Genomic DNA, 13,749 nt, shown 5'->3' with positions numbered 1-13,749 from the left:
ATTTCTATTGACTTTTACTAGCTGGTCTAATTATTGCTTGTGAACTTCCTAATTATTAAAGCATATTATAATATATGTCTATTATATATAAGTTGTGAAACTATACGGCCTTAAGATTTTTGGTCTCTTCACTGCTGTTAGAAGAATTAATCTGGGCCCTATATCTTTTTATTCCAATACTGTCCAGCTTGTTAAATATCTTATTCATAACAGTTTCCGATTTTAGATAAAATTCACTACCTCTAATTCTTAAAAATGTCCATCCAACCCTTTCAAGGTCAAGCTGTCTTTCTATATTTTCCTTAAAGTTATATTTTTCCTCCAATTCGTCTCCATCACATATAATAGCAACTCTATTTCTAGAACCCTCTATCATAAAGTCTATATTGTATTTTCCTATCTTTATTTGAGGTTTTACTCTATATCCTGCATTCTTTATAATTGTATATACATCTTTTTGAAAATCAGATTGAAATACTTGTCCTAAATTTTTCTTATGAATACTATACTTGTTATAATTCAAGCAATAATTCAACAATGAGTATCTTATGCACTCCTCGCTCAAATCTTCCAAATTAACTGAATAAAAAAGCCACATCTGATTTCTAGCCCTACTTGCAGCTACATTAAATCTTCTCATATCATTGTCCCTGGAAAGTGGTGCAAATTTGACATTATTTGAAATTACCATGGACAAAAACATTACATCTCTTTCATCTCCTTGAAAAGAATAGGCATCTCCACATACTATTCTCCTATTTATCATTTCCTTTACTCCAATTTTTCTTCTTAAAATAGTTTCTATCAAATTTCCCTGAGCTTCTCCTAAAAGTGATATAACCCCCATACTCATACCATTATATTTTTTGTTTTTACAACATTCTGTTATTTTATCTGCTATAGCTTCCGCCTCTATATTATTTATAGGTTTTCTAGTATCCCTTTTACCATCTACCTTAATAGCATTTATAGGAGGATTGAAAGTTTCCCTCAAACTTGGATATCTCAATGGTTTTATATCTCCTGAGTAAACAATATCATTACTAAATCTTATTATCTCAGGTACGCATCTAAAATGCTCCTTTAGCATCAATCTATTAGGAAATACTCTAAGTGCAGTATCATAGAGACTTGTTTGAAGATCAAACCACTGTCTATCAGGTATATCCTTAAGATATTTTTCTATCAGACTTGATACTAATTTTTGATCAACACCTATAACTTCAGGGCTTATTTGCTTATCATCTCCTACTATAACTGCACGTTTAGCTCTCATAAGTCCACATAGTGAAAATATATCACTCTGACTACTTTCGTCAAATATTATTACATCAAACAAATTATCATTTAATTTTATATTTTCAATTACTCTATTTAAAGGCATGATCCATACAGGAATAACTTCTTTACACTTTTCCATCTCGTTTTGAGCTATTTTTCTATACTTTGATACCATTTTTCCTCTACCTTTGCCAATTCTTTTTACTGCCTGCATCCATGAAAACAAACTTCTCTTTTGGCTTTCTTTTGTGTTAACTATCTGATTGTACCATGTACTCTTGGCTACTAATTCTTTTATTATAAGTTTTTCTCTTGCTTTTTCTCTCTCCAATTTTTGTTCAATCTTTTCTGGATTCAGTGAACCTATCTTATTTAAAAGATTGTTCCATTGGGACCATTGCCATGCCTTTTCAAAACTCTTATACATATTTTTTGATTGATCCCAATATTTAACTATTTTTCGAGTAGTATTAGGACATATTCTTGACAATTTTTTCGTCAAATCATTAATTAACGATATCTTATGATTTACTTCTTTTATATTCTTTAACTCTGTAGATAGCTTTTCCGCAAGTTTCTCGGATATATTACCTGATTCTAATTGATTATTTACATCATTATCAATTGAGCGCATCAATTTTTTAATAGTATTCAAATATACTTTGGCCTCATTGTACTCATCAACATTTTTCATACTATTTACACATTCTATCAAATAATCATAAGTTTTTATGTCATATAAATCTATTGATTTAGGAAAAACTATCTTACCAATATTAGCTAATATATTTACTTTATACTTCTGATTCCACTCAACAATAAGTTTTAACTTTTTAAAGTTTTCTTGTATATCCAATATATTTATATCATTTTTACTAAAATTCTTATTTTGAAATCCATAATCTTTCATAGTATTAATCCATACATTCTTTAACTTTCTTAATATGTCCCTTTTCTGAAGAAATAATTTTATAACAAATGCCTGGTCCATATTTGAAAGTGGTCTATCATCTATAGTGCACTTGGAAAATATATATCCACATTCTGGATGAACAATTTTAAATAGTCTGCCTATCTTTTTCTTTTCATCTAATGCTCTATATACAATTTCAAATCCTTTAGTAAATTTATCTATACTCTCTTCTGGCAATTCTACTTTATGGTTTCTTAAATCATTTGAAATTTTAGTAAGCATCAATAACAAATTTGAAGACTTATAATATACATCTTTAAATACCTGCCTGGTAGCCTCATTCTGATGATAACTTTTAAAAATATCCTCCCACATACTACCCTTGAGTTTAATTATATTATCTCTACAATCATAAATAGCTTTTAAAAGTTCATCATAATTGCAATTATGCTTATATGGTATATACCAATCTTTTAAGTTCTCTATAGCTTTTTTATTGTCTGCTTTCAATTTTTTATAATTGGATATAGTAGAATATACCTTCTCATTTTCAGGAAACTTATCCAAAACACTCTTTATACTATCAAATCTTAATTTTTGTTCTTTATCCACTTCACCTAATAAACCCGTAAGCAAATCAAATTGTTGATTTGAAATTGGCATATCATTTTTTATATTAACATCGTCTTCAATCCATGAATACCTGTTTGAATTTTTATTTACCCACTTTGCAATATCTACCATGGTATACTTTTTGCTATCATAATTTATAGTCTCATTTTCCAATGCTTGTACTTCTTTTAGTTTTCTATACAGAATCTTTTGGTTTTCTATGCAGGACTTTAGCTGCTCTCTTAACAACTCCGCATCATTATGCATGTTTTTAGGATCTAAAGATAAATTGTTGGTTATTTGTCTTACTGAATCACTAAGCTCTTTAAATGATTCCGCATCATTTCCAAGGAGACTTATACAAAGAGGTCTTATATTCTCAGGTATTTTTTTGATAAGTACTCTAAGTGCCCTATCCGTCTGGCTTGTAACCAATATCCTTTTTCCATGAGCAAGCAAATGACATACTAAATTCACTATAGTTTGACTTTTTCCAGTCCCGGGAGGTCCCTGCATCACTACTCCATAATTTTCTGATATTCTCTTTATTATCTCTTTTTGTTCTGAGTTTGCAGGAAGTGGGAAAAGTACATCTTGTGACACCTTTTTCCATTCATTCATATCTTCTCCCTTATTCGCCTTTTGTTGATTGTCATTGTTTTCTTGAACTAAGGCCTTGATAGTTTCAGGTATAGGATATCCTTCTCTTACCTTTTTTAATATATTATTAATCTCAACCTGCCATAATCTCATATTGTTTTTCCTAACAAATATTACAAAAGTATTATATATTACAGGGAAATTATAAAATTTAACTTTATCCTTTGAAAAATATCCATCTTCTATTTTCCCATTTTTACTTATGCATGCTATTATATTTGAAAATGCCATCTTAGCATCCTCTTTAACTCTAGGATCCAAATTCATATTATTTATCTTGTCTTCCAAATCTAATATACTATTTATATTTAGTTTTTGAATATCTTCAAATATTGAACTCTGAAATTTAGTCTTCCCTGAAGGTACTAAGGCAAATGTCTTTTTTAAGTTATTAAATTCTATTCTCATCCTTGTTTCAAGAAGTGGGTATCTAATTTTTTCATTATCTACTTCCCAGCATATAAGTCCAGATCCACATATTATCTCAAAGTTTTCTCCTCTTTTTTCACTTTCCTGATATAATTTAAAGAATTCATCATACATATATGCGGATTTTTCATTTATTTCTATCCAAGAATCATTTGCAGAATTTTTGTTTATAATACACCCAGATAAATTTAAAAACTTTTCTTCCCAGTACACTCTTTCGTAATCATATACATCCTTTATAGTCTTCTCATTCAAATTCTTTAAACTTAACAGATAAGAAAATATATTCTCTATCTTTTCTCTTTCATGCATATAATATCCTCCTTTTTCATATGTAAGGCACCGATAATTAATCCATTCAACTTATTAATATACTTACTTTTATGTTAAATTATACCATGGAAATATATGATTTACAAAAAAACCGTTAGACAAAAAAAAAGAATTTTGTACATTAAATATAATTCAATGTACAAAATTCCTTTAATTTATGTATAGTTTTTAATTACACTTTTGACTTTTTAAATTTGGTAAGTATCTTGTAAACTACAAATGCAATCACTATAACAACTAAAGCTACATCTGCAAAATGAAACCATTCACGTATGGTTATCCAATTTTCTCCCATTTTGTATCCTGCAAAACCTAAAATAACACTCCATAAAGTAGAACCTATTAAGGTATATACAACAAATTTTTTAAAATTCATCTTACTTATTCCTGCAGGAAGTGATATAAATGTTCTAATTATAGGCAATAATCTAGAAAAAAATACTATTCTTTCACCATATTTATTAAAATAATCATCACTTTTTTGTATATGTGATTTAGATAACCTAAGTTTATCTGCATATTTTTCTACCAGAGGCCTTCCACCAATTTTTCCTATATAGTAAGCTACACAAGAACCTACAGTTCCTCCTAATGTTCCAAAAATCACAACAGGAATTATACTTAGCCTTCCTAAATAGCTCAAATAACCTCCAAAAGGTAGAATAGCCTCGCTAGGTATTGGAATACATGCACTTTCAAGAGCCATGGCTATAAATACACCTACATACCCCGTTTTATCCAATACAAGAACAACCAAATCTATTAATCTCTCTACCATAAATTTCCCTTTCTTAATAGTTTACCCCTTTGTTATATATATTATTCCAGAAATATTCTTCGTTATTTACATGAATCCCTCTTAATCAATTCATGATTTAATACATATTTTGTATTTTCAACTTTTTGTTTGTTTATAAGCTTTATTAGCATTCTCATACCTACCGAACCCATATCATACATAGGTTGAGCTACTGTAGTTATCTTTGGATAGAATACAGATGCTGAATATATATTTCCAAATCCTATTACATCTACATCTTCCGGAACTCTTATATTGCGGTCTCTAAGTGCATTTATAGTCCCCATAGCAAGTTCATCACTACAGCAAAATACTGAATCTATACTCTGCTTATCCAGTATTTGATTCATGCCATCATATCCATCTTTAGCTTTTAGGCCTCCAAAACAAGTAATATTATCATCAATACTAAAGTTATTGTCCTTTAGAGCTTCCTTATATCCTATATATCTAACTGCACTGGCATTTTCTTCATCCTCATGAGCACCTATATAAGCTATTTTTTTATTACCTCTTTCAATTAAATAATTGACTCCATCATAAGCTGCTTTTTTATTGTCAATAGTAACACTTGGTATATCCTCATTATCATTTGCAGTCTCCACTAATACCATGGTAAGTTGAAGTTGTTTTATTAACTTCAATATAGCTGGTTCTAGTGATGCACTCATATACAGAACTCCATCTACCATTTTTTCTTTGAGAACTCTAAGGTATTCCATTTCTTTTTCAAAGTCCAAATCCGTATTGCAAAGCATTATATTATAGTCATATATGTTCGCTACATCTTCAGCCCCTCTCACTATCTCAGGGTAAAATTGATTTGATATATCAGGTATTATTATCCCTATAGTTTTGGTTCTTTGTGTTTTAAGGCTTCTAGCTATTATATTCGGCCTATAGCCAAGCTTATCTATAGCTTCTAATACTTTTCGCTTAGTTTCCTCATTTACAACGTCTACATCGTTTAATACCCTTGAAACTGTAGCTATAGAAACACCTGCCTCTTTAGCTACATCTTTAATTGATGCTGCCATTTTTTTCACCTACCGATACGTTTTCTTTTAATAATTATACTTGTAAATTGTAACTATTACAAGTTAATTTTATTATATTGACATATACTACAAAAATTATCTACATAAAGGTTATAATCACACAAATTCATCCATATGACTATAACCTTGATTTTATAAATAAAACTTATCAAACTTATTTTTTTAATAACTCTACTGCAATTTTAAAATCTTCTCCATTTATCTTGTAATCATTGTAATTAAAATTTTGATTATACAGAATTTCACATGCAAGTGTTTCCCGCTTAATTTGCTGTTCAAATTTTTTAACTATATCTTCAAGATAAGTATTACCTGAAACATATAATTTTATAGTATCTGCAACTTCAAAACCACTTTCTTTTCTCAAGTTTTGTACTTTACTTAATATTTCTCTCAAATTTCCTTCTTCTTTAAGTTCTTCCGTTATAGTTGTCTCAAGTACTATACCTATAGTGCCCTCACCTGCAAATGCAAATCCCTCTAATCCCTGCATTGTAATAAGTAAATTATCAGAATTCAATTCTATTTTTTGTCCATTTATATCAAGATAAACAGATTCACCTGCTTTTATCTTCTTTGAAAGCTCCATTTGATCCAATGAAGATATTTGTTTTCTGATTTCCGGTATAAATCTTCCATATTTTTTACCCAATACAGGAAGATTTGGTTTTATATCAAAATTAACATACTTTGATAGATCTGCATCAAATTCTACCTTCTTTATATTGAGTTCTTCTCTTATTATATTTCCATAATAATCTTGAAGAGTCTTGGAACTTACAAGCATTTCTGAAAGTGGCTGTCTGTTCTTTATATTAGCTGTATTTCTGGCACTTCTTCCAAGCTTAACTATTCTATATGCTTCTGACATATCATCTTCCAGAGTTTTATCTACAACAGTTTCATCATATTCAGGCCATCTACACAAGTGTACACTCTCAGGAGCATCTTTATCTAATTTTACTACTAAATTTTGATAAATTTCCTCTGTCATAAATGGTACAAATGGTGCTGCTATCATACTTAAAGTAGTTAACACTTTATAAAGTGTTACATATGCACTTATTTTGTCAGTATCCAATTTAGAATTCCAGAATCTTGCCCTGTTAACTCTTACATACCAATTAGAAAGGCTATCTACAAATTCTCCTATATTTATGGCAGCTTGAGTTACTTCATATTTGTCTAAATGCTTCTCTGTCTCTTTTATAAGTGAATTCAATCTTGATAATATCCACTTATCCATTATATTCTCAGATTTAAAATCTTTATAATCCAACGGGTTAAAATTATCTAAATCAGCATATAACACATAAAATGAATATACATTCCAAAAGGTTCCCAAAAATTTTCTTTGAGTATCCTGAACTGCTTCTTCATAAAACCTTGATGGAAGCCATGGTGCACTTGAAGTATAAAAATACCATCTTGTAGCATCTGCTCCTTCATTATTCAAAACTACAGTTGGACTCAATACATTTCCCTTGTGCTTTGACATTTTAAGTCCATGTTTATCTAAAACATGACCTAATACCATACAGTTTTCAAATGGACTTCTATGAAATAAGATTGTAGATATTGACATAAGAGTATAAAACCATCCTCTTGTTTGATCTACTGCCTCTGTTATATATTGAGCAGGGAAATTTTCTTCAAACAATTCTTTGTTTTCAAAAGGGTAATGATGTTGTGCAAATGGCATTGACCCTGAATCAAACCAACAATCTATTACCTCAGTTACTCTCTTCATTTCTTTGCCGCAGTGCGGGCACTTCAATTTAACATTATCTATGTATGGCTTATGAAGTTCTATATTCTCAGGTACATTTATTCCCTTTTCCTTAAGTTCTTCAATACTTCCAATACATTCCTTATGGCCACATTCACATTCCCAGATTGGAAGTGGTGTACCCCAGTATCTCTCCCTGCTGAGTCCCCAATCTATAGCACCCTCTACGAATTTTCCAAACCTTCCTGTCCTTATGTTATCTGGATACCAATTGGTACTGTTAGTATTATCAACTAGTTTATCTCTCATGGAAGACATTTTTATAAACCAGGTGTCTCTTGGATAGTATAGAAGCGGCGTATCACATCTCCAGCAAAATGGATATGAATGAGTGAATTTTTCGGATTTATATAAAATATTGTTTTCTTCTAAATATTTTATTATTTTAGGGTCTGCATCCTTGACAAACAAACCTTTCCATGGGGTAACCTCATCTTTGTATCTTCCTTGAGTATCTACAGAATTTACAACTGGTATATCATACTCTTTACATATATTGCTGTCATCTTCACCAAATGCAGGTGCTGTATGAACAATTCCCGTACCATCCGTAAGAGTAACATAGTCTCCATGTATAACATAATGAGCCTTTCCTTCATATTTTACAAAATTAAACATTGGCTCATATTCCAATCCTAAAAGCTCTTCTCCCTTGAACTTTCTTACTACTTCATATTCTTCTTCCAATTTTCCTAAAAGAGATTCTGCCAATATAAGGTGCTGGCCTTTATTTATTACTTCTACATAATCATAAGTTTTATTTATTGCAAGTGCCATATTGTTTGGAAGAGTCCACGGAGTTGTAGTCCATGCAAGCATATACTTATCTGAATCTTTTAGTTTAAACTTAACATAAACTGATGTTTCCTTTACATCTTTATATCCTTGAGATACTTCATGTGATGAAAGTGCTGTTCCGCATCTTGGGCAATATGGTACAACTTTGTATCCTTTATACAAAAGGCCTTTATCCCATATCTGCTTTAAAGCCCACCATTCTGATTCTATATAGTCATTATGATAAGTAACATAAGGATTATCCATGTCAACCCAGAATCCTATTCTATCAGACATCTCCTTCCATTCACTTATATAAGTAAATACACTATCCTTACACTTTTTTATAAAACTTTCAACTCCATATTCTTCTATCTGTGGTTTTCCTGATATTCCAAGACTTTTTTCCACTTCAAGTTCAACTGGAAGTCCATGTGTATCCCATCCTGCTTTTCTTAAAACATTATAGCCCTTCATTACCTTATATCTTATTATAAAGTCTTTCATGACTCTAGTTAGAACATGACCTATATGCGGATTACCATTAGCAGTTGGTGGTCCATCATAAAAAGTAAAATACTTACCATCTTTATTTAGTTCAAAATTCTTTTCAATAATTTTATTTTTTTTCCAAAAGTCCACTACATCTTTTTCCCTGTCAATAAAACTTTTAGAGTTATCAATCTTATTATACATAATTAACTCCTTTCTATAGCCTACAATATCTTAAATAAAAAAACTTCATCCTATAAATAGGACGAAGTTGATATTCGCTTTACCACCTATGTGTAAATTTCAAAAAATACAAATACATTTTACTCCTTAACGTGGAAATACGAAAAAACCTACTAAATTAATAATTATTTCAGTTCTTTAGCTCCCAGGTGATTTTCTTTAAATCCTCCTGCGAATTTTCACCTATACTTCGCTCTCTTTCAGTAACACGATTTAAATACTCTTCCTGTTCAAAACTTTCAATATTCAACTATACTATTTTACGTAATCGACTTAATTATATTATAGACATTTTTTATTGTCAAATATTTTTATACTATTTTTTACAATAAATATCTAAATATAATGTTATAATGTTCTTAATATTAAACTAGGAGATGATTTTATGAAAATAACGTGGCTTGGTCATTCTAGTTTTATACTGGAAGATTCAAACAACATAAAAGTTTTAACCGATCCTTTTGATGATTCAACTGGATATAAGGTATTTAGTGGTAATGTAGACGCAGTTACTATAAGTCATCATCATTTTGATCACGACTACACACAAAAAATAACATGTCCAAATATAATAGATAAAACAGGTGATTTTAATTTTCAAAATATCTCAATAAAAGGATTTCCTTCCTATCATGATAAAGTAAAAGGTGCAAAAAGAGGTAAAAACATAATTTTTATAATTGAGATGGATGGATATAGACTATGTCATCTAGGAGATCTAGGTTACATATTATCCAAAGAAGAAATTAATAATCTTAAATCAATAGATGTACTATTTATACCTGTAGGCGGTAATTTTACTATAGATGGAAAAGAAGCTGCTGAAGTAGCAAAACTAATAAATCCTCATATTATAATTCCAATGCATTATAAAACACCTGATTTATCATTTGAATTAGATGGATTAGAAACTTTTCTCAAATATATTAAAAGTGGAAAATATATTGATAAAAATTATTTAAACCTATCTGATGATTGTAAAAATCAATATAAAGATGTAAAAATACTAGATTACAAATAAAAAAGCTGTCTCAAAATTTATTTTGAGGCAGTTTTTTATCCTATAACTACATGCTCTAAACCAGCATTAAACAATTGATTTATATGTTCGTCATCCAAGGAATAATATACAAGCTTTCCAGCTCTTCTGAATTTAACAAGGCGTGCTGACTTCAATATCCTGAGTTGATGTGATATAGCAGATTGACTCATATTAAGCACTTCTGCAATGTCACAAACACATAATTCCGTTTTAAACAAAGCATATATAATTTTTATTCTGGTATAATCCCCCAGGACTTTAAAGAGAGAGGATAATTTAACGAATGTATCTTCATCAAGCATCGTCTTTTTTACACAATCTATAAGTTTATCATGAACTTCATAACAATCACACACTTCTATTTTAGAATCATCACTCATAATATCACTTCCCTATATAAAGTATTAACTATTCCATATAATATTATGTTTAGATATCAATTAGAACTATATTTCTTGAATGAATACTTGCTTTTACATCTATAATTCTCTGATTACTAGAACCTCTAAATTTAAGTGAAGCAACCTTTTTATCTTCATCAAATTTTCCATCTACAAGCACATCTATATTTTTTAGAAGTTCTAGACCATATTCAACCTTATTATCTAGTATATACTCAATTTTATATCCTGTATAGCACCATATGTTCAATCCAAGGGTTTTAATTTTATTTGCCATATATGAAAAAGATTCTGCCTGATAAAATGGATCACCACCTGAAAATGTTACGCCATGTATCATAGGATTTAATTTTATATCTTCAACCAACATATCTATGTCTCTCAATTCTCCATCATAAAAAGAATGAGTAGATGGATTAAAGCAGCCGCGGCAATTGTGTCCACAGCCTTGAGCAAAATATACCCTTCTAAGCCCAGGTCCATTTACCAGGCTCTCATAAGCTATACCTGATAACCTCACTTTGTTATGCTCCATATCCATCACCTGTTTTCAATATTTGTATTATACGTTATAAACATGCTTTCCAGAAGCCTGTGATATTCTATCTTTTCTTTCTGCTACTTTTCCTTCTCCGAATCTCTCATCTAATGAAAGGTATCCCGTAACTCTTGATATTCCCTGAATGTCACTACTGCCACACTTCGGACATTTATCCTCTCCATGAAGATAAGTACCACACTTTCTACAATATCTTATGTGAAAATTTATTCCTATATAGCTTATATTAGTATTGGTATATGCATAGTTTATTATATCATAAATTGTCTGTTCTGATGGATAATCATCAAGCTCAATATAACTTATATGCCCTCCATTACATAATTTATGATATGGCGCTTCTATATCAATTTTGTCTTTTATGGATATGGCATAATTTACGGGTACATGATATGAATTAGTATAATAATCTTTATCTGTAACTCCTTCTATTTCTCCAAATATCTTTTTATCCTTGACTATGAACTTGCCACTTAGACCTTCTGCTGGTGTGGCATAACAGCTCCAATTCAAATGAGTATCTTCTGTCAACTTATCTGTATAATTTCTGATATAAGATATAATTTTAAAACCAAGTTCTCTTGATTCTTTACTTTGTCCATGATGTTTTCCTGTAAGAGCAACTAAAGTCTCTGCAAGTCCAATAAATCCTATACCCCATGTTCCCTGTTTTAATATAGGCTCTATAGAATCCTCTTCACCTAAATTTTCAGAACCCTTCATAAGTCCCTGACCTGCAACAAAGGGAAGATCTTTAACCTTTAACTTCTTAAGTGTATCGTATCTATGCATTAGGGATTCTCTTGAAAGATCCAATCTATCATCAAGAAGTCTAAAAAATTTATTTATATTCCCTTTAGCTAAAATACCTATTCGTGGTAAGTTAATTGTAGTTGGAGCTATATTGCCTCTACCCTTTGGTCCGGCCTGTCCATTTACATTTGAACATACATATGTTCTGCATCCCATAGTAGATGGGACTATTCCCTGGTCATAATAAAATTTATTGAAATCTGCATCCATGTTCATAAAAGTAGGATTCATTCTCCTTGCCGCTACCCTGCAGGCAATTTTAAACAAATAGTAATAAGGATCTCCCTGCTTTTTGTTTACCCCATCTTTTACTCTAAATATTATATTAGGAAATACGGGCTGTTCTCCCTGTCCAAGTCCTTTCTCATACTCAGTTAAAAATACTTCACATACCAAAGCCGCATCTCTTGACCTTGGAATACCCAAATTAATAGAGCTGAATGGTACTTGGGAACCTGCTCTTGAGTGCATAGTATTCAAGTTGTATATTATACCCTGCATTGATTGTTCTACATTTTTTCTTAATTTCCTATTGGATATTTCTTCCATGTTATTGTCATCTATTCCTATCTCTTTTAGATCATTTATTATTTCCTTCCTTGTAGGTTCAATAAACACAGCCATGTCATTGTCAAAATCCGGATGAGATTGTCCACCAAACATATCATTTTGTGATGATTGTAATAATATACATGATAATTCAGCGGCAGATCCTATTCTCTTTGGCTTTCTTATATTACCATATCCTGTATTGAATCCATTCAACAATACCTCTTTTGTAGGTATGTGCAGACAATTAATGCTTAAGTTATAGGAATCAAGATCGTGATAGTATACATCTCCGTTTTCATGTGCCTTGGCTAAATATTTAGGCATGGTAGCCAGATTATGCCACTTATTTGATTCGCTTGCTATTCTTAAAAGCTTTGAGCTATAATTATTACCAACATTTGCATTATCCCTATCTGTCTCAATACCTATTTTATCTATAGCTTTCATAAGATCAGATTTTATTTCTCTTATATTATTCCTGTCTCTTCTATAATTGGAATAAGCTTGTCCGATCGTTCTATATTCTTTACTTATAAGTACTTCTTCAACTATATTTTGTATATCTTCTACTTTTATTTCCTTCAAATTCAAACTTTCTATATGTTCGGTAATTTTTTGAGTTAAATCAATAAATTCACTTTCTTTTAGCTCAAAGCCTATTTCATCTGATGCCCCTTTTATAGCATTAGTTATCTTAATAGAATTAAATTCTACTTTTCTTCCATCTCTTTTTACAACATGTAGCATATAATATTCCTCCAAACCACTATATATTGCGTACCCATGTAATTATACTATTTACCTTTATAAATATCAATTCCTATCTTTAGTGCTTATTTTACATTAAGCCTATTTTTACTGGATTACTATAAAAATTCTCCAATTTGGTCTGAATTATAATATTAAAATTCATAGAATAATTTTTTTAAGGTTTCACAAAATAAATTTAAGAGCATGCTTAAATATTATACTACAATTAAAAACCGAAAACATATT

At 30.2% G+C, this 13,749-nt stretch carries 8 protein-coding genes and 1 other annotated feature; of the genes, 1 reads left to right on the top strand and 7 read right to left on the bottom strand.

Going from position 1 to position 13,749, the window contains the following annotated elements; translation table 11 throughout:
• Positions 1–100 precede the first annotated feature (100 nt).
• The 4 genes from J418_RS0112000 to ileS form a co-directional block, all read right to left on the bottom strand.
• Positions 101–4,207, bottom strand: a complete 4,107-nt coding sequence (locus J418_RS0112000) for an AAA domain-containing protein (protein ID WP_017895676.1) — start codon at positions 4,205–4,207, stop codon at positions 101–103.
• Positions 4,208–4,400: 193 nt separating this feature from the next.
• A complete protein-coding gene (locus J418_RS0111995) occupies positions 4,401–5,006 on the bottom strand; it encodes a DedA family protein (RefSeq protein WP_017751726.1) in 606 nt (201 codons plus the stop codon).
• A 62-nt stretch (positions 5,007–5,068) separates the two neighbouring features.
• Entirely contained in the window at positions 5,069–6,064 is a 996-nt protein-coding gene (locus J418_RS0111990) for a LacI family DNA-binding transcriptional regulator (protein WP_017751725.1), read from the bottom strand.
• 175 nt (positions 6,065–6,239) lie between these two features.
• Positions 6,240–9,347, bottom strand: coding sequence for an isoleucine--tRNA ligase (ileS, locus tag J418_RS0111985; protein ID WP_017751724.1), 3,108 nt, complete (start codon positions 9,345–9,347; stop codon positions 6,240–6,242).
• 54 nt (positions 9,348–9,401) lie between these two features.
• Positions 9,402–9,629: a binding site (T-box leader), on the bottom strand.
• Positions 9,630–9,771: 142 nt separating this feature from the next.
• Here ileS and J418_RS0111980 point away from each other — a divergent pair.
• Positions 9,772–10,407 (top strand): MBL fold metallo-hydrolase, encoded by a 636-nt coding sequence (locus J418_RS0111980; RefSeq protein ID WP_017895675.1) that lies wholly within the window; start codon positions 9,772–9,774, stop codon positions 10,405–10,407.
• A 35-nt stretch (positions 10,408–10,442) separates the two neighbouring features.
• Here J418_RS0111980 and J418_RS0111975 read toward each other — a convergent pair whose 3' ends face one another.
• From J418_RS0111975 to nrdD, 3 genes are read right to left on the bottom strand one after another with little or no spacing between them, the layout of a single operon-like run.
• Positions 10,443–10,808: an ArsR/SmtB family transcription factor gene (locus tag J418_RS0111975; protein ID WP_017751722.1), complete on the bottom strand. Its 366-nt coding sequence runs from the start codon at positions 10,806–10,808 to the stop codon at positions 10,443–10,445.
• 49 nt (positions 10,809–10,857) lie between these two features.
• Positions 10,858–11,364: an anaerobic ribonucleoside-triphosphate reductase activating protein gene (gene nrdG / locus J418_RS0111970; RefSeq protein WP_017751721.1), complete on the bottom strand. Its 507-nt coding sequence runs from the start codon at positions 11,362–11,364 to the stop codon at positions 10,858–10,860.
• Between the two features lie 27 nt (positions 11,365–11,391).
• Entirely contained in the window at positions 11,392–13,500 is a 2,109-nt protein-coding gene (nrdD, locus tag J418_RS0111965; RefSeq protein ID WP_017751720.1) for an anaerobic ribonucleoside-triphosphate reductase, read from the bottom strand.
• Between the last annotated feature and the right edge of the window lie 249 nt (positions 13,501–13,749).

It is taken from the genome of Clostridium tyrobutyricum DSM 2637 = ATCC 25755 = JCM 11008, assembly GCF_000359585.1.
Lineage (GTDB): Bacteria > Bacillota > Clostridia > Clostridiales > Clostridiaceae > Clostridium_B > Clostridium_B tyrobutyricum.
The sequence above is the reverse complement of the archived record's forward strand: the minus strand, read 5'-3'. Positions and strand labels throughout refer to the sequence as shown.